Below are 22,122 nucleotides of genomic sequence, written 5' to 3'. Positions count from 1 at the left end.
ATAAACACTGGCAAAGGTCATCGATTCAAATCCTGCACTTACAAAAAAATTTAATATCTTCTAAAAAATTTCATCGGGCTCAACACTTGATAAACACTAGCGAAGGTCATCGATTCAAATCCAGCTCTCACAACAAATTTTAATATCTTCTAAAAAAATTCATCGGGCTCAACACTTGATAAACACTAGCGAAGGTCATCGATTCAAATCCAGCTCTCACAACAAATTTTAATATCTTCTAAAAAAATTCATCGGGCTCAACTCTTTATAAACACTGGCAAAGGTCATCGATTCAAATCCTGCTCTCGCAACCAACTCTGATATATTCTAAAAAATCTCATCGGGCTCAACTCTTGATAAACACTGGCGAAAGACGTAGGTTTAAATCCTGCTCTCGCAACCAACTTTAAAATGTTTAAAAGAAAAAGTTCATCGGGATCAACAAACCTGCCCTCGCAAGTAATTGATTTAAAGTGAAATAAAAATCTATTTTTAAAATCACATCCCAATTCTAATCCCCTGAAAAATAAATAACAAAATCCCGAATATTATTAAATTTCCATGAAAATTTTAACTGTGCTCTTACGATCAGAAAAATTTATTTGTGCAGAAAATCGATTTTATGTCCAACTTCTTTCTTTTTTGTAAAGACTGTTCCCTCATTTTTATACAGCTAAATCCTCAGATTTTACCCAACAGATGATCAGGCTTTGCTGTCAGCAAAGACATTCGGCTGTTTGTTTATAACCGAATTTTAAAATTTGCATCGATGCTTACTATACAGATGGTACGAGCATTAACTATTACCATTTCAAAAGATGCAGCCGGGTACTGCTTGTGTGACGTTGATATTAAACCGATGCCAATATCTGCAAAACAGCAGGGTATTTTTTTAGGATTAACTGGTTTTTAGATCACCAGCTAAGGTTTTAAATCTAGCACCCCATGTCTTTGTAGCGAAATTAGCCTATTGTCACTACCCATCAAGCGACCCGTAAACTGATTAACGAAAGCAGACCCGATTTTAGCTAACGCTATTCCTGATGCCAGCTGGGGGAGTTTGATGGGTGACTGGGCTGGACGAAATGTTCTGAAATAGATCGGCACTTCCCATCGTCGAAACGCTGTAGAACCTGCCATGATAGAAATCTGACAAGAAGATTAAAGCCGTTGGACAACAGCTGTTAGCCTTCGGATCGACCGTAAAAGTCGCTTAAGCGACTTTTGATTAATGAAGGTGTGTTGACGAGGAACTTAGTGAGTGACGACTAAGCATCGCCTTCAAAATTAGCTCTCTGATTTAGTGGGAGAGGAAGTCAAATGATGATCATATCGGAACTGTTCAAACTCCACAGAAGGAAGCGGTTTGCTGAAATAGTATCCTTGCACTTCATGGCATCCATGTAGCCGCAAGAAGTCTAACTGTTCAGCTGTCTCGACACCTTCTGCAATAGTTTGTAATCCCAAGTTGCTTGCCATATCGATGATGGCACTGACAATAGCGCGGTCGTCAGGATCACTGGAAATATCACGTATAAAGGATTGATCTATTTTTAGTTTGTATATTTTGAATTTTTTCAGATAGCTTAGAGAAGAATAGCCTGTACCGAAATCATCGATTGACATGCGGATTCCCTGCTTGTGAAATGTATTCATAACATTAATCACAGCCACCGGATCATGCATAGTAACAGCTTCGGTCAGTTCCAATTCCAGATATTCGTTTGGCAATTGTACTTCTGCCAGAATGTCGGTGACTAGTGTCAGTAAATTTTTCTGCCTAAATTGCACTACAGATAAATTCACCGCGATTATCATTGGCGTAAATCCGTCGTCCATCCAGTCTTTTGTTTGCCTTATCGCGGTGCGAAGAACCCATTCCCCAATCTCAATAATTTGACCGCTACTTTCAGCTATCGGGATAAATTCAGCAGGAGAGATCATTCCGAGTTGTGGATGATGCCACCTTAATAAGGCTTCAGCTCCTATAATTTGTCCACTAGATATTGAAATTTGTGGCTGATAATATAGCTGCAGTTCATTACGTTTCAGTGCATGGCGCAGTGCATTTTCCAATTGCAGATTACGGGATGAACTTAATTGCATCTCCTGTGTGACGAAATGGAAACCGTTACGACTGTCATTCTTGACCCTGTACATAGCAGTCTCAGCATTTTTTAGCAGCGTTTTGAAATCTTTACCGTCATTCGGATAGATAGCAATACCGATTGAAGGTGTTATAGTCAGCTCATTATGCTCAACGACAGTGGCTTTTGAAATTTCTTGAATCAGTGTTGTGGCAATATGCATTGCCGCATTCGCATCTGTATCAGGGAAAAGCATAATAAATTCGTCTCCTCCCAAACGCGACACGGTATCTACTTCCCGAATCGCTTTCTTGATTCGTTTTGCCATCTTTATTAATACTTGATCGCCGATAGTATGCCCTAAAGAATCGTTGATATTTTTAAAATTATCGAGATCCAGAAACATCACCGTTAAAGGTTTGTTATTGTTTTGTGCCATATTGAGCCGGTATTTTACCTGAGCCTTCAGCATACGACGGTTTGGTAATCCAGTGAGCTGATCGAAATAAGCGAGGTTTTCAGTATAAGCTTCAGCCTTCTTTTTTTCAGTAATGTCTTCTTTAATAGCCACGTAGTTGGTTATTTTCCCATCAGCTTGTTTTACGGGTGTAATGGTAGCCGATTCGATGTAGATGCTTTTGTCTTTGCGGCGATTTATAATTTCACCATGCCATATATCACCGCATGTCAAATGGGCCCACATCTCTTCGTAGGTTGTTTGCGGTGTTTTACCTGATTTCAATATACGAGGGTTTTGACCAAGGACTTCATCCTTCCCGTATCCTGTTACCTTGGTAAACATATTATTAACATATTCAATCTTGCCATTAAGATCGGTAATAACAATCGAATTCGGGCTTTGTTCAACAGCTAATGAGAGTTTGAGTAGCGAATCAGAAGCCCGTTTTTGTTCAGTAATATCTTGAACAGTGCCAACCATTTTTACAGGTAATCCATTGTTATCTAATTCAATTTCCCCAAGACCATGGACCCAGTGTATAGCTTGGTCACTCTGACGAATAATACGATATTCTTGGTCGAAGGGTTTACCCTTGGCGAGTACTTCATTTCTTAAATAGAGATCCATCCTTATACGATCATCAGGGTGAACGATAAGAGTCCATCCTTCTGTTGAATGATTATAAGATTGATCTATTCCAAATAACTCATCCAGTATCTCAGAACTTATCCATATTCCTGTTTTTAAATCAAGAATATAACTTCCTAATCTCGCAATGTTTTGATATTTTTTGAGTTCATCTGTTTTTTTGATTAATTCTGTCCGCTGTATTTCCCCATATAGAACCAGTTTATATATACTTTTTAACAGTCCCGTTAGCACCAATATATAACTGACTTTTTTCAATAAGTGCGCAGCGTCAAATTGAATATCAAACAAGACTTCTGAAGAAGACATGAAAACAATTTGTAATATGACGCTTACGATTAATGAAAGCGTAAGCCAATATTCAAAAATATCATTTTTCCAATTTCCTTTAACAAGGTAGCCATAAAGTGCGCATGAGAAAAACAATACTGGTATTAATTCCGCTATCCTGTGAAAGATAAATTCCGGATAATATGCGCTAGGAAGCGGGACAAACGCAAAAAACAGGAATGTTGCGAGGGTACTGATGAAAGTAAAGGTATAAAGACGTCTTTCATTTATAATAGTACTGTGCGTGTATCTAAAATGGATATAACTCCAAAAGAGAAATATTGATAAGAACAGCCTAGACGCTATCCAGCTCCAGGGAATAAGGGTGGGAGGGAGACTGGGGAAAAGTTCAGCAAAAAAGAGGGAGGTGACTGTCGCGTGGTAGCCATCTAAAAAAGCTGTTCCAAAGAAACCAACCGCTATTAATAAAAATAATTGATTACTTTTGTTCGTGTTGTAGTGAATAAACGATAATATTCCAACAAACAGCGCTAATAATGTGGCAATTATTTCCATGAAAGCATGAAAATGGGTGCTTCCATGCCACTCTATCGATCTGAGTAGCGGGTAGGCTAATATCAGCAGTATGGTTACAAGAATAAAACTATATTTTCTTTTACTCTCTAGAGTCATCTCTACAGCCTTTTTGTTTTTTTTAGTTGCTACATTGATTCGAAGGCTATCGCCTCGCTTGAAAAAGAGATCTTAGCTCTATATTGATGAGTTGATTATATAACATATTTCCTGCTTAAACTGTTTTCTAAAATAGAACCTTACCTCAGCCACTCTCTTTTACTTGATAGATAGCACACTCTGCATACTTAAGCGTATCATCCTGATTTACTTCGTACTCTAAAAAAGTGCAACACTAATACTTGTTGTGTAGTTATGCTTGATACAGCTCGGGTACTGTTAAAAATAAGGGTACTTCTGATTTTTCGGAAATAACTTTTTTGTACACTATAGGAAAGTATATTTGGACGGCCTATCCCAAAATGGATTTCAGATCCTTCGGGAAGTTCACCTGCATAAATAATTCCCTGGTTGCCTTGCTAAACTCCAACCATAGACTGGGCGATATTAACATTGCCTGACTGCATAAAGAGAGGAAGTTCTATGCGGTATCTTTTTCACTATATCCTCACCTAAATATTTAGCGTCGACATCTTGAATAGTTATATTAGCAATCTCCTACACAATTTTTCCGCTGGATTGTGTCACGACCATTTTTTCCGGATAGTGCGCCAATTTAAACTCTAGGTATGGAATCAGGGGGAGAAAGAGCAACTGTAACAATGCCATGGTCAAAAATATCAGCACCATGGATAAAATAGTATGCTTAACGTAGTGATCTTTATCGGACAACCGGCCTGCGATAATGACATCCTTTAAAAAGATTTAATTAAATTCTTTAAGAATAGCCTCTCGGTTGCACTGCAAACATAATGACATATTGAGTCTCTTTAGCGATGATTGAATCGGCGATTTCTTTACTCATACTTTCGGAATCATCACCGACAAGATGAATACTTTTAAAATGAGTTTGATCGAATAGGGAAAGTGAGATGACGATACTCTCATCTAATATTTCACCGCCTGCCGTTGTGCTAATAATGACTGAGCCTGGAAGCTTTTCTAACATAGTGCTAGCGACTGAAAGTATAATGTAAGGGGCAAGTCTGCCGCTAAATATTTTTATTAATGTCGAACTGTCATCGGAGTAAGTGGATTACTCAAGTCATCTGCTAAGTTAATGATGAGTTAATTGACATATATTCAGCCTTATATCTATTCTATTTTTATTCTATCTTAAAACTATTCAGAATGTTGTCAATAAATACCTAAGAAAAATAAAAAATGCACATATTTATGCAAAAAATTGTAACTATTGTATGAGGGGAGGTGATATTCGGCAGTATAATTTTGGGGAATATGACTAAAGCTGAACAGTCACTTCCCAGGCTCCAAAACACGGTTCGAGCAGTGGGTGAAATTGGAAAGTTAATAAGTTTGTTTGCTATTAAAAAATTTTATAAGTAGGTGATTTTTGATCCTGCTTTATAAATATTTAAGTTAAACGCTTAATCCGCTAAAAATAAGCGCTTAATTACAAAGGTAAATTTGACAGAATTGCCAAGGTGACCAATTCTTAAGTCTGAATGTCAAAAGAACCTGAATATGCAGAAAGAGGGAGCACGGCTATTAGTGTGGCGTTATCGGTTTTGTAAGAGAAACCAGCTAATCTGGTGCCTTTTTTTAGTGCTTTCTTTTGCTCTAAACCGTTTTTTTAGTTATTAGGATATAGTTTAAAAGGGATTTAAATGGTGTTTAACAGTAATGGAAAAAATCTTCTTTTAATTGGATTTGATCCGATTTTATCGCAGTGTTGTCTCAAAAAACTCAGCCCATTTTGTGTTATTGATTGTTGTAATTCAATGGAATTTCTTGAAAAATTAAAGGGTAATCCAGGTGCCGTTATTTATCTAATGGATTTTACGCGTGCTGATCATCTCTATAATGTAAATTACATTCGTAATAAATACCCCAACAAGCATTTTTTTGTCCTCACTTTAACGCTGTCTATCCCTTTATTGCATCAATCTTTACATATCGGCGTTGATGATCTGTTTATTTTTCCCTTGTCAAATCAAGATCAATATCAGCTGTTTAGCACAATAAAAAATAAAACCTCGGTAGAATTTCTGACCGTGCCTATAGAAAATAATGTTGATCTTTTTTGCTCTAATATTATTAATAATGATTCATTGAACAACGTGCTGGAGATCCTTGAACGCGATTTTTGTAAGAGTCCCTCTCTGCTGGATTTGTCAAAGGAAGTTTATTTAAGCCCTAGCCGTATCAGTCATCTTTTTAAAGATTCTTGTGGTATAGCTTACAGCTACTACTTGTTATTTAGAAAGCTTGAGGAGGGGGAACGGCTATTAGTCATAGGGGACATTTCCATCACGTCTATCTCCTACCTAATAGGGTTTGCCAACCCGTCGCATTTTTGTCGAAGTTTTAGAGAGCATTTTAATATTACTCCAACCTCCTATGCAGAAGGCTCTACAGGGATAGAGCACAGTGATGTTTATCTACAATATCAAAGAATCAGATCTGAATTATTCCCAATCTCCGCGGTTAAATCCGACAATCAGAGGTTGCAAGGTAAACGCCATGTTTTATAAAATATTTTTTAAAAAGAGGAATAAGCTGATGCTTATTAGATTATTTTTTCTTGTTTTTTTATCTGCACCGCTAACACTATTTGCTCAGGAAAAATCATTTTCTAATCGATCCGCTTTCAATCAAAGCGACCAAAGTCTCATCTCTTATCGGACTATTTTACAGCAAACAGACAAAGAATTTTTATGGTTTGTATCCGATCAATTAACCCTATCGGGTATGAACTTGAACAGCTTATTCACTGATTTAGGGTGGTTTTATCTGCCTAATGTTAATAAACCGTCAAAGGCTCAGCAGCAACAGCATGATCTTATGTTAACCGCTGGATTGTTAAAATTAATGACACAAGAGAGTTCATACAGCAGTTTGGCCACTTCCAGCGCAGAGTCCCTATTAACGAATGCTGTCAATAAGGGGGAAACAGATCAGCTGTTATTGTCTTTGATTCCTAAATACCAACAGGTAGAGCAGTTAAGAAAGACAATTGTTTATTATCAGTTATTATCAGCTTATCCTTGGCCAACCCTGGATGTTAATTTCCAACCCAAACTGGGACAGAGCCATTATAAAATAAAAGCCCTCAGGAATATTCTAACCCGGCTGGGGGATTTACCACGAAAAATGCAAACTGCATATCGCCGCGATATTTTTGATTCGGTGGTGATTCAGGCATTAAAAAAATTTCAATTACGCCATGGTTTAACCGTTGATGGAAAGTTGGGGCCTAATACCTATGCCGCGTTACGGGTATCACCCGAGCAGCGCATTAAACAGTTACAGGTTAATTTATGGCGCTGGTTTACCCTGCCGAAACAACCCGATAAATATCTATTAGTGAATATACCCAATTATCAATTATCGGTAATTGAATATGGAAAGCAGGTATTAAAGATGAAAGTAATAGTCGGTGATAGAGATAATCAAACGCCGCAGATGATAACAAAAATAAATCAGATAACCCTTAATCCGACCTGGACACCCACCTATAATATTATTAAAAATGAATTAATACCTGAGTATCAAAAAAATCATTTGTCCTTAAAACGAAAAAATTTTCAGCTGGTGAAAGGCTCCCGAAGGGCGCCGCAGTACCGGGAGATTGACCGGGCAAATATGGACCTGCCTGAACTGCTGCAGTCTTATCGCCTGGTACAAGCTCCCGGGGTAAATAATGCTTTAGGTAATTACCGTTTTAATATACCCAATAATCAGTCAATATACTTGCATGATACGCCGGTTAAATCCCTGTTTAATAATCAGTTCAGGGCGCTGAGTCATGGTTGTGTGCGCTTGGAGGATGCCGGTTTATTAGCAAAATACCTGTTAACCCTTGAAGGTCAAGGCAATGAAGGTCAAAGAAGTGAAGGTCAAAGAAGTGAACAAAAAATGCTTGCAGCCCTTAACGCCGGCAACACTAAATATTTATCTTTAAATAACGACCTGCCTGCTTATATTACTTATCAAACCGCCTGGTTTAATCAGCAGGGGGTATTACATTTCTCTGCCGATATCTATGCGCTGGATAATAAGTCTGCTAATCCGGCCCAATTTCAGACAGTCAATTCAATGTAGCTCTCCCTTTTTTTTAAAAAATTTTCTTATTTTAATCGGCTTTAATATGAAGCTGTTATTCTTATTTAGATGTAAATTTAATATGCATATCAATTGGTTAGGTGTTTTCTAGCCGAAGTTTATGAACTTATGAATAATGATAAAACTATTTCTATTTTCTCCATCAATTACCTGCACGTAAATAACCCGCTCAGTTTATTCAATTTTTATTTTCTAATATCACCTCTTTGACAGTAAATAAATAGCCCGGCGCAATTTCAGACTAGAAAAGGCAATTGAGTGATAACACATTCAAATAACAGCATCTAATCTTAAATTCGTTGCTAGGGTGATTTATTAGCTTATCAACAAAGAGAACGATTACATCGAATAAACAGCAGGGGTTACTACCTTGTTTAAATTTAATCATTAGGAGTTTTTTATTATGTTAAATATTAAAAGTTTACTAACTGAATTTGTGAAAGATGAAAGCGGTTTGACGGCAGTGGAATATGCTGTCGCAGGCGGCTTGGTTGTGGGTGGTATGGTCACTGCATTTACATTATTGGGTACTAATGCAACGGCTAGAATTAATGAACTGGCTGCTGAAATAGCTCCTTAATAACTGTAAAATCAAAGGGATGAATAATGGAAGATCTCAGTTTGATTATTAAACTCTCTATTATTTTGCTGGTATTTTTAATCGCGCTTTATTTCGATTTAAGATACCAGCGCATCCCTAATTGGTTATGTGCGGCAGCCCTGATCACCGGGTTTACCGTACAGTCCTATTTTTCTGAATGGGCCGGCCTGTTAAGCGCTTTTCTTGGCGCGGGTCTTGCCCTCCTTATTCTCTTTCCTGCCTTTGCTCTAAAAATGTTGGGTGCAGGCGATGTAAAGCTGATGGTCGCCATCGGCTCCTTCTTAGACATTAAATTTTTACTCTGGTCGATTATTTACGCGCTTATTGCTGGCGCGCTGACCAGTCTCTGCCTGGCATTATACAAATTAGGCTGGCAACCCTTTAAAGAAATACTGGTCCACTATTTGCGCTGTTTATATCTGCGTCAGTTTATTCGGGCCAGTAACCAGCAGTTTTTAAAATTGAAAGTGCCCTATGCACCCGCGCTCTTGATGGGCTGGCTTTGGGCCTGCAGTCAAAATGCGGATGTTTTATGGCTTCTTTCAAATTTTTCTTATCAGTTAGGGTGAATGAGAATGTTTAACTTCCAGAAAAAAAGTAAAAATGCAGTTGCAGAGCAAAAAGAGAGCGGTACTGAATTGCTTAATAACATACCTGATGCAGGCGCCCCCTTATCTATTTCCCAACAACCTTTACCAATTTCACAAAACTTAATGACAGAATCTAGTCAACAGCCTGAAAATGTGGTTGAACTCCCCTTTGATAGTCGCTTATTACAGTTAGCGCCCCGGCCGTCAACCATTGTAGAAACAGGTTTATCGCCCAGTTTACTGCTGGATTTATTAGTTAAACATTTACACATTGGCGGCGTCTATTCTCTTCGCGAATTAAGCGATAAATTAGCGCTGTCGGGCGGTATAGTGAGTGATTTAATCGAGCAGGCAAAAGCGCTTTCTTGGATTGAAAACCGGCAAAGCGGCGAGGACGGTCAAATGCGCTTCTCCTTAAGTCATATTGGTCAATCCCAAGCAGAAAAAGCGTTTTTAAAAAACGGTTATCTGGGCCCCGCACCATTACCTTTAGCGCAATATATTAAGATTGCCAGAAGTCAATCAAGCCGCAGTGCACCGCTGACCAAAGCAGCACTGGATGAAGCTTTCTTGGGGTTAATGTTCCCAGAGCAGTTAATTGAAAAAATGGGTCCGGCGCTCAATTCAACTAAACCCATTTTAATTTATGGTAAACCGGGAACAGGTAAAAGTTATTTTTGCCGTCATCTTAATCTCCTCTTTGGTGAGCAGGTATTAATCCCCTACGCGATAGAGGTTAATAATGAAATCATGCAATTATTTGATCCTGCAGTGCATCACCCGACTTACCAATCGAATAATAAAGATTTATTGAAAATGGGCAGCAGTTTCGATCAGCGCTGGTTATTGTGCAAACGGCCATTGATCATTACCGGCGGCGAATTAACTCTGGAGATGCTCGAAGTGCGTTTTGATCCTAATTCAAAACTCTATCAGGCGCCATTACAGCTTAAGGCGAATAACGGCATTTTATTACTGGATGATTTAGGTCGCCAAAAAGTGACGCCCAAAGCGATATTCAATCGCTGGATTGTGCCTTTGGAAGAAAGACGCGATTTTTTGTCGTTACAATCCGGGCTGCATTTTGAAGTGCCCTTTGAAATGTTACTGCTATTTTCGACAAATTTAGCACCCACAGAGCTTATCGATGAGGCCTTTTTAAGACGCTTGGGTTATAAAATTCCTTTTTCAGGATTAAATAAACAGCAGTTTAAAATAATTTGGGACAAAGAATGTGCTTTAAATTCATTGTCTTGTGATCAGCCGTTGTTTGATTATTTGGTGACTGATTTATTAACCTTTTATGAAAAAGATTTTTTACCCTGTTACCCGAGAGATTTGATTGCAATTATTCGTGATCAGATTGTCTTTAAAAAATTAGGATTAGAAATAGATAAAGAATTACTCGATTTTGCGTGGCAAAGTTATTTTGTCTAGGTCAGCAATACGGCGCTGGTAATGCAAAGTTATTTTGTATAAGTGATTAACTCGGCGCTTGTAACGCAAAGTTATTTTGTATAAGTGATTAACTCGGCTCTTGTAACGCAACGTTATTTTGTCTAGGTCATCCATACGGCGCTGGTAATGCAGATTTAAAAATAAATAATAAGGAGGAAGTATGAATAAGAAAACCCTAATGTTTATTATCCTGTCCGTTGTTTTCGGACTGGGGGCCGTATTGATCGCACAAAATTGGCTGGCTGAAAATCAGCCTGAAGATTTAACCGCAGGGCAAATAAAGGTTTTTACGGTCAATACAGATCTCTCCGTGGGCACTATCTTAGATCCTAAATATATAGTTTCTACCGTCATGCCCAAAAATTTGCTGGCGGCAGGCACTATTACCGATAAAAGCCTGTTAGAGGAGGTGGTGGTTAAGCAAAAGCTTTTTCAAGGCGATATTATCACCCAGCAAAGGTTAGCTAAAAAAGGGGAGGGCAGCTCTTTAGCCAGTCTGATTGGTAAAAATATGCGCGCAGTGACTATTCGTGTTAATGATGTGGTGGGGGTGGCTGGTTTTTTACTACCGGGTAATAAAGTCGATGTTTTAAATACCTACAATGGTAAAGGTAAGAAAGTATCTACCGATGTAATTCTGTCAAATGTAAAAATCTTAGCCGTAGATCAAAAAGCATCCTACGATGAAAATAAACCGCAGATAGTCAGGGCGGTCACGCTCGAGCTTAGCCTCGAACAAGCTGAAATTTTAATGAATGCTCAGGATAAAGGCGATATTCAATTAGCCCTTAGAAATCCCAACGATCAAGCTGATACTTCGACACTCATAACTGCTTCTGTGGATAAACCTCTGAGCGTAACCGAGGTAGCTGTCGTCGATAGTTCCCTTGAAGCTAATAACCTGCAAACACTTAGAATCCGACACAAAATTGAGATTATCCGCGGCGTAATACAGGAATCGATCCAGTTAAAAACGACTAATGGAGGGCTACAAAATGAAAATTAAACAAAGGGCAGTACCTTATTTCACCCGCATAATTTTTACCCTGGTTTTCTGTTTTAGCAGTCTTAGCGTTCATGCTGGTGGACCAAGCATGAAAGAGGGCAGTGCAGAAAAGATCCCTATTTATAAGTCGCGCAACTTAAAAATTAAAGATGATATTCAGCGTATCTCAATCGGGAGTGCTGAGATAGCCGATATTCTTATTTTAAAATCCAATGAGCTCTATGTACTGGGAAAAGCCTTAGGCACAACCAACGTAATGGTTTGGGATGAAAATGACAAGATTATCGACATTATCAATATAGAAGTGACCCATGACTTAAACACCTTACGTGAACGTTTCTATCATTATTTGCCCGATGAAAAAATTGGCATTGAATCTTCCCAGAGGCAGTTAGTATTAAGTGGTCAGGCATCCTCTCTGGAAAAAATGAACTCAGCCGTTGAACTTGCCAGAGGATTTTCCGATGCCGCAAGCGTCGGTGATCGCAAAAGTGAAGTGTTAAATATGATGTCCGTCGGTGGCGGTCACCAGGTGATGCTTGAAGTGACAGTGGCAGAAGTGCAAAGTGAAGTTGCTCGCCAGTTGGATACTCGAATGATATTAGCGGGCTTTGGCAGTGAAGGGGGCGGCGGCATTGTTAGTGGCGGAGATCTTTTCGATGCGCTGGGTGATGGTGCATCACAAGGTCTTTTTGGTACCTATTTTAACAGTGATATGCTCTTTAGTTTTGCCTTAGATGTTGCCAAACAACATGGTTTGGCCAAAATATTAGCCGAGCCTAATATTACCGCGCTGAGTGGTCAGCAGGCAGAATTTTTATCGGGTGGTGAGTTTCCAATTCCAGTGCCAAATGAAGATGGAGTTACTATTGAATATAGAGACTTTGGTGTCGGCGTTAGCTTTGTGCCAACCGTCTTAGATTCAGGGAAAATAAATCTCAACCTTAAAGTGCTGGTCAGTGAATTGAGTAGCAGTAATACACTTGCAATTAATCTTTCAGGTACGGACACCTCCTTTACTGTGCCTTCCATCGTTAAACGAACCACTTCAACAACGGTTGAATTAGGTGACGGTCAAACCATTGCGATTGGCGGACTGATCAGTGATAACCTCAGAGAAACCGTTGATAAAATACCGGGTTTTGGCGATATTCCGGTGCTCGGGCAGCTCTTTCGCAGCCAGGCATATATCAAAGGTCAAACAGAGCTGGTGATCATGGTAACACCAAGGCTTGTTCGTCCATTTAATAAAGAAGGGATTGCCTTACCGACGGATAATTTTGTGTCCGCATCGGATCGGGACTTTTATTTATTAGGCACAATGACCCAGCGTAATCTGGCAAAAAAAACCAACACCTCTCCTAATATGGCCGAAAATATTAGCGCAGATATGCTACCTAATAGTGGTGGTACGCAGGAAAAATATGGTCAGGAATTATAAGTACAACTAAAACCGAGGGTTAAGCCATGAAAATATTTAAAAATTCAATCTGTCTGTCGTTTTTGATTTTTGCTCTTTCTGCCTGCAGTAACAGTAATAATCGCGAATATGGCCTATCGGGCACTTATGCCGAAATCAATAAAATGCAGATTTTAGATCCGATGGCGCCGGAAAATAATGCCGGGGTAGTTAACTCCCTAGAAGGAAATGTCGCTAACAAGGTAATTAAGGGGTATCAGGGAAGTACCTATGCACCTAAAGAAGGCAGAGCTGTTTCAATAGCAGAGTAGTATCCGGAACTAACAAGGTGATGTTTATGAATAACGTTGCAAAAAAATATTATCACGGTCAATTACTTAAAAAACAAGAGGGTAATATTCTGGTGATGTTTACTATTGGCCTGTTTGCCTTTATTGCCATGATGGCGTTAGCCTTGGATGGTGGTCATCTGTTACTTAATAAAACCCGCCTGCAAAATTTTGCTGATTCATCAGCGTTACACGCGGCTGTTGTCCTAGATTTAGGCGGCAGTCATTTTGAAGCTAGAGAAGCCGTGGTCGAGATATTAAGCAAAAATCTTGCTCATGCTGATAATTTCGAAATTCAAGACGCCCTAAATCTTTCGTCGCTAAACTATGGTGCTATTGATGTAAACGGGCAGGTGCGTGTTGATTTTTCAATGCGCGCAGATCCTTTTATAAGCTCGACGGATCAAGATGCGCATTATGTAAAAGTTAAGTTTCTGAATGTTAATTTAAATAATTTCTTTGCTGATTTGCTGAGTTTTAATAAACAGGTCTCTGCGGTCGCGCTGGCGGGACCAAGCACCGCGATAGAAGAGTGCCCCACCGATTTAGTGCCTATGCTGATTTGTAGCGATCCCAATTATACGGGAGCAGAGCCTAACGTTTTTGGTTTACCCATAGAAAAACTCTATGCAATGAAATCCGGCTCTGCTTCTGCAAGCGACCCTGCTATTGGGCCCGGTAATTTCCAGTTGCTTCGTTTGGGGACGAGTCCAGGTGGCGATGTTATCAAAAAGTTGATGGCTGGTTCTCCCTTTACCAATGCTGAAAATTGCGCAGCTACTCTGGGTGTTGGTGATCTGGTGGCGACTGAACCGGGTAATAAAGTCGGGCCTGCCTCACAGGGAATAAACACCCGCTTAGGTGATTATGCCGGTACTATGAAGCAAGACGCAGATCTCTATCCTGCTGATTGGAATACCTGTCAGGGGGAAGATAGGGTTGCGGTTTATACAAAAAAACAGGCAAAAGATGCAACTGCCGCATCAGCTGAAACAGACACACCTATAGTGTATCAGGCGGGTGATATTAACCCGGATACGATAGATAATGCTTATCGTTACAATCAATATATTAGCGACTCACTTTCTTGCAGCAATACAGTTAATGGTTCTTCTGCTACTGGTGATGTTGTGACCGTATCGGAAAATGTATCAACGAGTGGCTTTGAACGAAGAATGTTAAAACTGGTTATTGGAGACTGTAGCGGGAAAGATAATGGCGCAACGGATATACCCGTTGTGGGATTGGGCTGTTTTTTCTTAACCCAAACAATGGGTGGCGGCAGTGATGATTTTATTATCGGTGAATTTACCGGGGACTGCAGCTCTGTGGGTAACCCATCTGGGGTTGCAGACGATACGCCCGGCCCTTATACGATAGTACTTTATCATGTGCCCGGCAGCAAGGACTCCTAGGAGGGGTTATGGGTAAAAAATTAAAACAAAATCAAAAGGGCTTAGCGGCAATAGAGCTGACATTGTTATTACCTTTTTTACTGTTTTCTTTATTTGTCGTGACCGAATTTTCGCGGGTTTTATATCAATATAATGCCTTAAACAAGGTGGTCAGAAATGCTTCCCGCTATATTATTTCTAATCCTGAATTTAGCTCGGCTAATGGCAATACTGTGACCAATGCAACAAGGATTAAGGCAGAACATTTGTTGATCTACGGTGATTTGGCCAGTACGCAAGAAATATTACCTAATCTATTCGCCAGCACCTTTTCAGTTTCCGTTACAGATGAATTTATAACAGTGACTGCGAGTTATCCATGGCAGCCTATCTTCACTGACTCATTACCTAAGTTTGTCAGCAGTGGCAGTTATGATTTAAGTTTTCCTTTGGTGACCAGATATACGATGAGGGCATTGCCATGATCACTAAAATCAAACAAAAAGGGGTCTATGCGGTTGAGTTTGCCATTGTTGGATCACTGTTTTTTATGCTTTTTTTTGCGGTAATGATATTTTTCCATGTCATGTTTACCTGGGATGTGCTAACCGAAGTTTCTCGGCGCGGTGCGCGTTTGGCGACAGTCTGTCAGGTATCACAAAACGTTGGTGGCCCACTATTTGCATCTGATGCGGTATTAAATGCCGCAATAGATTATGACCCAATATCTAAAGAGTCTAGGATGCTTCGTCCATTAACAAAGGAAAATCTTCAAATCTCTTATTTAGATTATGCCGGTAATACGGCGACTACTTTTACTCAGATTAGGCTTGTGCATGCCAAAATAGTCGGTTATTCGTATCAACTATCGATCCCTTTTGTGGACATTCCCTTCCTTAACTCACCGAGTTTTTCAACGACCTTACCGCGTGAAAGCTTTGGGGTCACAAGATACGGCTACACCACATGTGATTAAAAGATTTGAACGCCACTTTAATAAGGTTTAATTATCATGGAAAGAAATACGCTAAAAATAGCCTCAATATTAAAAGAACCAGGGGGAAATTCTTCTTTAATGGTTAATGACCCGCTAAAAGTTTCACTGCCTTTTTTGGTCAATAGTCTATTGGTTTGTGCTGATTCGTCGCGCAGAGAGCAACTGCAGGGCTATTTAAAATCAGTAAAAAACTTAATGGTGAAAATGGAACCGAAAATCAGCTTTATTGAAACTGATATTAAAATGGTGCTCTTAGTTTATTGTGGTGATGAGCAGCAAATTTGCGCCGGTATGGAAAAGTCTGCAGCGCAGAACATTCCTGCTTTATTAATAGGGGATGATATTTCTCCGGCTTTGATGCGAAAAGCAATGCAGCACCAGGTTAAAGACTTTATTCCTTTAGCCCATTTTAGTGAAGAAATTGGACCTGCTTTATTATTATTAATGGAAAAAATTTCAGCCGATATAAAAATGGCGCCGGTGGTGAGTATTATTAATGGTAAAGGCGGATCCGGGGCAAGTTTTATTACCGATTGCCTGGGGCGCATTTGTGCTGAGCAAGCAAATGACAATATAGCCCTTTATGATGGGGACTTTCAACATGGGACCTTAGCTGCTATGTCCGGCGTAGATCCTGAATATTTCCTGACCGATGCGTTACAAGAGGTCCACGAATTAGATGCGCTGGCGATTAAATCAATAATGTGCTCAAGCGGGAATTTGAGTTTTCTGCCGGTCAAACCTTACTCCCACCTCTCTGATATTGGTACAATAAATGCTAATGATTTGAGCCTGTTAATAAATAAAATCCGCACCAGTTACCAGTTAGTTATTGCGGATCTTTCCCGCGGGTTAGATACCCATAGTCTTCCAATCCTTGATATTTCGGATCTGGTCTTAGTCGTTGTACAACAAAATATTGTCAGTATCCGCGAAGCCAAAGAGTTAGTGTCGCAAATGAAAATGCGTCTGGGCATAAAACCCGAGCGAATTCATCTGATAGTGAACCGCTTTTCAAGTAAACACAGCACTATTAGTGTTGAAGAAATAAAAAAAGCGGTGGGTATCGAATCGGCATTTGTTATCCATAATAATTATGAGCTAGCCAGTGCCTGCACCGATTTGGGTAAATCCATACAACAGGCTAATAATCCCAAAAAAACAAAAAAAGATTTTGAACAAATAGTCTTCAAGTTGCTCCCCCTCTCTCTTAAAAAAAGTGCAGCTTCGACAAGCTTTTGGTCTCGTTTTTCGCTTAATTCAAACAAGGAATAAATGATGGAATCCTTAAAAAATAAAGAGCAACCGTCATATGACGCAATTAGCCAACAAGATTTGCAGATCAAACAGGAAACCTTTGCAAAGCTATTAAACATGTTGGATTTATCTGTTTTAGAAACCTTAGATGATAAAAATGCGCGCGCACAAATTACTGAAATTTGCCAGCAGTTACTTAATGAAATATCCCGTCCGCTTAATTTACTTTCGCGGCAAAAAATTATCAAACTCATTATTGATGAGGTATTAGGCTTAGGTCCATTAGAAGCGTTGTTAGCGGACCCTTCTATTTCAGATATTTTAGTGAATAATTTTGACAAAATATTTATTGAACGCTTTGGGAAATTAGAGAAAGTCCCGGTCACTTTTTATGATAATCGCCATCTACTTAATATTATTGACCGCATTGTCTCTCGTGTTGGTCGCAGAATTGATGAATCATCGCCTATGGTGGACGCCCGTCTGCAGGATGGTTCGCGTATTAATGCCATTATTCCTCCTTTGGCGCTCGATGGCCCGTGTTTATCCATTCGCCGTTTTTCTGTAGAGAAATTAACCGCAGAGCAACTGATTGCCTATGGATCCATGAGTAAAGAAATGGGGCAATTTATTCAAGCCATTATTGTGGGTAAATTAAATGTCCTCATATCAGGGGGGACCGGTAGTGGTAAAACCACCTTGTTAAATATTTTATCCGGTTATATTCCTGAAAATGAACGCATTATTACCATTGAAGATTCTGCTGAATTACAACTTCAGCAACCCCATACCGTCCGTCTTGAAACCCGTATCGCTAATATCGAAGGAAAAGGTGAGATATTACAGCGCGATTTGGTGAAAAACTGCTTACGTATGCGGCCCGATAGAATTGTCATCGGTGAAGTAAGGGGGGCTGAAGCTATTGATATGTTAGCGGCAATGAATACCGGTCATGAAGGTTCTTTAACGACACTGCATGCTAATACGCCAAGAGATGCATTAGGCCGAATGGAGAATATGGTCTGCATGGCGGGTTTTGATATGCCGATGAAAAATATACGCGCGCAAATTACATCGGCTATTAATGTGGTTATTCAATTACAGCGTCATGAAGATGGCTGTCGGCGCATCACCAGTGTGCAGGAAATTAACGGCATGGAAGGGGAGATTATCACCATGTCTGAAATTTTTAAATTTGAAAGAACCGGTAAAGACGCCGATGGCAATATTCAAGGTGACTACAAAGCGACGGGGATAGTGCCTAATTTTAATAACCAGCTTAAGTTAAAAGGAATAGATTTACCCAATACCATTTATGGTGTTGATTATAATATCGCTAATTTTTAGGGGGCTGTATGACAAATGAAATGTGGTTTTTAATCTTAATATTTGCCGCGGTTATTTTTTTATTTCAATCCTTATTTGTCTCCGTTTACAGTCCGCAAAAGACTAAAACACGGTTATTAAGAAAGCATCTTAAAAAAATTTCAGCAGATGGCACAGTGCCGCAAGCCGATTTGGTGCTTAATAAAAAATTAGAAAAACTGCCCGGCTTATTTCGAACATTGGAAGAAATACAGTTCATAAAAAATTTAACCTATAAATTACAATTAGGGGGTCATAAAATGCTCGGCCACCAATATGCTTTGCTGGCTGTATTGGTCTCTTCCCTTATAGCGCCGCTAGTGTGGCATTATATACGTGACCCTTTGTTTGTCTTGGTGGGCGTTTTTGTGGTTTTATTTTTATTTCATCTGCAGTTAACGCGATCAATGAATAACCGTCTTGAAAAAATCGAAGAACAGTTTCCGGAAGCCCTTGATGTTTTGAGACGAGGGCTGCAGGCCGGTTATGCTTTCTCGGAAGCCTTAAAATTGGTTTATGAAGAAACTCAGGGTGAATTATCCAAAGAATTTTACATCCTATTTAGTCAAATTAATTTTGGAACCGATGTTAAAACATCCCTTTTAATCTTTGTGCAACGTGTCCCTATCACTTCGGCAATGGCCTTTGCCAGCGCGGTCAGTATTCAAAAGGAAACCGGGGGTAATCTAGCGGAAAAAATTGAAGGTCTTTCAAAAATCATTCGCCGACGTTTTGCTTTTAAACGTCGGGTTAGAACACTGTCGGCGGAAGGGCGCCTTTCCGGCTGGGTGTTGGTCTTGACGCCTTTTGCGCTGTTTGCCGTCTTGTATATAAGTTCCCCCGATTATGTCTCCACCTTAACTAGCACACCGGATGGGGTGGATTTATTAAAATGGGGTGGTTTAGGGATGTTACTGGGCACTTTTTGGATAAGTAAATTGATAAAAATTGATCTATAAAAAAAGAGAAACATTATGGAATATATTCTCAGTTTAATTAATAGTTATGTCAATGACCCTCAATACGCAGAATGGTTACTTTACGGGCTAGCTGCTGCTGGTGGGATCACTTTTGCTGTCGCGTTAAGTTTTTTGTTTTCGGGTATCTACTCGCCGATTAAATTACAGTTACAGAAAATGGGCAAAGGTGAGCGGGTTTATTCAGGAAACAATGCGGGGTTTAATAAATCATTAGAGCATACGCTGACCAAACTGCCTTTTATTCGACGTAAATTCGCGGGGGATAATAAAACCAAACGTTTGTTAATTCATGCCGGATTTCAATCCGAAAACGCTTTAAATGTTTATAACGGGTTGAAATTGATTTTTGTGCTAATTTCAATAGGCATTGCTATTGTTGTTAACAGATTATTTCCTGATTTTTCCCGCATGCTCAGTTTTTATCTTTTTGTTGTCATTATTTGCATTGCTTATCTGTTACCCGGATTGATTCTGACCTATCTTGCCAGTTCCCGAATAAAAAATTTGCGCCGGTTTTTCCCCGATGCACTGGACCTGTTAGTTGTCTGCTGTGAATCCGGTTTAGGTCTGTTAGAAGCTTTCCAGCGAGTGGGCAATGAACTTGAATTTGCTCACCCGGAACTTTCCAAAGAGCTAACCTTAGTCTGCAGTAAAGTGCGGGCAGGCTATTCCATGCAGGATGCATTGCATGAATTTTCTGAGCGTACCGGTCTTGAAGATATTCGCGGGTTAAACTCAGTAATAGTGCAAAGTTTAAAACTGGGTACCGGGATAGCCGCTACCTTAAGAATTTATGCGGACGAATATAGAGATAAAAGATTACAGGAAGCGGAAGAAAAAGCCGCAAAACTCGGGGTTAAAATGATCTTTCCGATGATGTGCTGCATCTGGCCTTCATTTTTTATTGTGGCTATTGGACCTGCTGTACTTAAAGTGATGGCCGTCTGGGATAAAGCTTTTTAGGGAAATTTATGAATAATGGAACAGCTAAATTAAGTTTTTATCTGAAAGCGGGCATTTTACTTTTAACACTGGGTCTTTTTGGTTGCAGCATCTCGGGTCAAAATCAGAGTGACGCGGCAACGAAAACCCCAACGTCAGAAGAGCTCTCTAAATTGGCATTGGCTGCAGAGCAAAAAGGAGATCTTGAGCAGGCATTATTTCATTATATTAAAGCGTTAGAAATGGATCCTGCAGATACTGAACTGTTAATTGGAATTGCCCGTGTTCATGAGCTGCGCAATGATAAACCCATTGCCACCCGTGCTTATTCAGAAGCGCTCAAAATTGATCCGAATTTGGTCATTGCTCACCAATATTTGGGCATTATGGAACTGCAAAATAGGAGGTATGGACGAGCTAAAATCCATTTGCAGCAAGCTTTAGTATTAGACCAGCAACGTCTTAGCAAGCTAGGCGGCATAAACAAAAGCGGCTACTACGATCTGGATAGAGAATCTCTGACAAAATCATATAATGCTTCTGGTGTGTTAGAAGATATGAATGGCAACTTTGCATTAGCCCGAACTTATTACAACTTAATATTAAGCATGGGTGAAAATTATTCTAATGTTTTATCAAATATTGGTTATTCCTATTATTTAACGGGTGAGTTGAGTCAGGCTGAACATTATTATAAAAAAGCAATTAATCTAGAACCTGGATTTAAGCGCGCCTGGACTAATTTAGGTTTGTTGTATGTCAGGAAAAATCAATACAGCCGGGCCATTCAAACTTTTAAGCAAGTGATGAGCGATTTTGAAGCTTATAATGATTTGGGGTACTTTGTTATGCTCGAGGGTAACTTAGATGAAGCTGAATATTTTTTCCAAAAAGCTGTTGATATATCACCAAGCTATTATAAAAAAGCCAATGTGAATTTAGATCTGCTGCAGTTAAAAAAAAGGGAGTTATGGTTGGCGCAACAAGAGGCTCATGGTGTGAAAATATCACAATCAGACACCAGAATGTTAATGCTAGAGTAATACATAACGGCTGGCTAAATTAAGCCTGCCTTTAAATTTGTATATTCAAGATGGCGCTCTCCGGGTTAATAACTCAAATGGCATCAATTCTAATTCCTTTCTCTTAACCCATTTTAAAGAAAAGCCACCTGCACTTAATATATATAGAAGAACGATGCGTAAATAGAGGAATAAAGAAGGGAAATATAGATTCAAAGAAACACAAAAAAGCAGATTCCTGTTTAAATAGTCTATATTTAAAACGGTTTGTTTATTAAATAATCGTTCGAACATTTTATTGAAATAATAGTCAATAAAGCCCTTGCCAAGGTTCATAAAATCCCTATAATGCGCCCCACGGAAACGGGAAAGACGCAAGTCAGTCCGGTTACTCAGAACGAAAGAAGTTAAGTTTTTAATAACGTATCACGTTGATTAAAAACATTAAAATTAACTG

Annotated in this window: 18 protein-coding genes; 16 read left to right on the top strand and 2 right to left on the bottom strand. The window is 39.4% G+C overall.

From position 1 onward, the window contains the following. Positions 1 to 1,287: 1,287 nt before the first annotated feature. On the bottom strand, positions 1,288 to 4,158 hold the full coding sequence (locus tag CXF72_RS10090; protein ID WP_101038835.1) for a bifunctional diguanylate cyclase/phosphodiesterase: 2,871 nt from the start codon (positions 4,156 to 4,158) through the stop codon (positions 1,288 to 1,290). Between the two features lie 778 nt (positions 4,159 to 4,936). Continuing rightward, positions 4,937 to 5,167 carry a hypothetical protein gene (locus CXF72_RS10085; protein ID WP_101038834.1) on the bottom strand — a complete coding sequence of 77 codons (231 nt, stop codon included), beginning with the start codon at positions 5,165 to 5,167 and terminating at the stop codon, positions 4,937 to 4,939. A 679-nt stretch (positions 5,168 to 5,846) separates the two neighbouring features. Here CXF72_RS10085 and CXF72_RS10080 point away from each other — a divergent pair. From CXF72_RS10080 to CXF72_RS10005, 16 genes are all read left to right on the top strand, one after another. Continuing rightward, entirely contained in the window at positions 5,847 to 6,713 is an 867-nt protein-coding gene (locus tag CXF72_RS10080; protein WP_101038833.1) for a helix-turn-helix transcriptional regulator, read from the top strand. 28 nt (positions 6,714 to 6,741) lie between these two features. Next, positions 6,742 to 8,283, top strand: a complete 1,542-nt coding sequence (locus CXF72_RS10075) for a L,D-transpeptidase family protein (RefSeq protein WP_198552563.1) — start codon at positions 6,742 to 6,744, stop codon at positions 8,281 to 8,283. Between the two features lie 424 nt (positions 8,284 to 8,707). Further along, positions 8,708 to 8,884 carry a Flp family type IVb pilin gene (locus CXF72_RS10070; protein WP_101038831.1) on the top strand — a complete coding sequence of 59 codons (177 nt, stop codon included), beginning with the start codon at positions 8,708 to 8,710 and terminating at the stop codon, positions 8,882 to 8,884. A 26-nt stretch (positions 8,885 to 8,910) separates the two neighbouring features. Next, positions 8,911 to 9,474 (top strand): A24 family peptidase, encoded by a 564-nt coding sequence (locus CXF72_RS10065; protein WP_101038830.1) that lies wholly within the window; start codon positions 8,911 to 8,913, stop codon positions 9,472 to 9,474. Positions 9,475 to 9,480: 6 nt separating this feature from the next. Then, positions 9,481 to 10,932 carry an AAA family ATPase gene (locus tag CXF72_RS10060; protein ID WP_232784942.1) on the top strand — a complete coding sequence of 484 codons (1,452 nt, stop codon included), beginning with the start codon at positions 9,481 to 9,483 and terminating at the stop codon, positions 10,930 to 10,932. Positions 10,933 to 11,113: 181 nt separating this feature from the next. Then, a complete protein-coding gene (gene cpaB, locus CXF72_RS10055; RefSeq protein ID WP_101038829.1) occupies positions 11,114 to 11,959 on the top strand; it encodes a Flp pilus assembly protein CpaB in 846 nt (281 codons plus the stop codon). Next, positions 11,949 to 13,400, top strand: a complete 1,452-nt coding sequence (locus CXF72_RS10050; RefSeq protein ID WP_198552562.1) for a type II and III secretion system protein family protein — start codon at positions 11,949 to 11,951, stop codon at positions 13,398 to 13,400. Before cpaB ends, CXF72_RS10050 begins: the two co-directional genes overlap by 11 nt. Positions 13,401 to 13,426: 26 nt before the next feature. Continuing rightward, positions 13,427 to 13,690: a hypothetical protein gene (locus CXF72_RS10045; protein WP_101038827.1), complete on the top strand. Its 264-nt coding sequence runs from the start codon at positions 13,427 to 13,429 to the stop codon at positions 13,688 to 13,690. Between the two features lie 26 nt (positions 13,691 to 13,716). After that, entirely contained in the window at positions 13,717 to 15,123 is a 1,407-nt protein-coding gene (locus CXF72_RS10040; protein WP_157823231.1) for a TadE/TadG family type IV pilus assembly protein, read from the top strand. Positions 15,124 to 15,131: 8 nt separating this feature from the next. Continuing rightward, positions 15,132 to 15,587, top strand: coding sequence for a TadE/TadG family type IV pilus assembly protein (locus CXF72_RS10035; protein ID WP_101038825.1), 456 nt, complete (start codon positions 15,132 to 15,134; stop codon positions 15,585 to 15,587). Next, a complete protein-coding gene (locus CXF72_RS10030; protein WP_101038824.1) occupies positions 15,584 to 16,078 on the top strand; it encodes a TadE/TadG family type IV pilus assembly protein in 495 nt (164 codons plus the stop codon). The genes CXF72_RS10035 and CXF72_RS10030 overlap by 4 nt, the downstream gene beginning before the upstream one ends. Positions 16,079 to 16,114: 36 nt before the next feature. Next, positions 16,115 to 17,374, top strand: coding sequence for an AAA family ATPase (locus tag CXF72_RS10025; protein ID WP_101038823.1), 1,260 nt, complete (start codon positions 16,115 to 16,117; stop codon positions 17,372 to 17,374). Between the two features lie 3 nt (positions 17,375 to 17,377). Next, positions 17,378 to 18,703 (top strand): CpaF family protein, encoded by a 1,326-nt coding sequence (locus CXF72_RS10020; protein ID WP_101038822.1) that lies wholly within the window; start codon positions 17,378 to 17,380, stop codon positions 18,701 to 18,703. Between the two features lie 8 nt (positions 18,704 to 18,711). Continuing rightward, positions 18,712 to 19,680 carry a type II secretion system F family protein gene (locus CXF72_RS10015; RefSeq protein WP_101038821.1) on the top strand — a complete coding sequence of 323 codons (969 nt, stop codon included), beginning with the start codon at positions 18,712 to 18,714 and terminating at the stop codon, positions 19,678 to 19,680. A 15-nt stretch (positions 19,681 to 19,695) separates the two neighbouring features. Continuing rightward, positions 19,696 to 20,664, top strand: a complete 969-nt coding sequence (locus CXF72_RS10010) for a type II secretion system F family protein (protein WP_101038820.1) — start codon at positions 19,696 to 19,698, stop codon at positions 20,662 to 20,664. 8 nt (positions 20,665 to 20,672) lie between these two features. Then, a complete protein-coding gene (locus CXF72_RS10005) occupies positions 20,673 to 21,686 on the top strand; it encodes a tetratricopeptide repeat protein (protein WP_101038819.1) in 1,014 nt (337 codons plus the stop codon). Positions 21,687 to 22,122: the final 436 nt, after the last annotated feature.

The organism is Psychromonas sp. MB-3u-54 (assembly GCF_002836415.1).
GTDB lineage: Bacteria > Pseudomonadota > Gammaproteobacteria > Enterobacterales > Psychromonadaceae > Psychromonas.
Note: the sequence above shows the minus strand (reverse complement) of the source record. Positions and strands in the feature narration are given on the sequence as shown.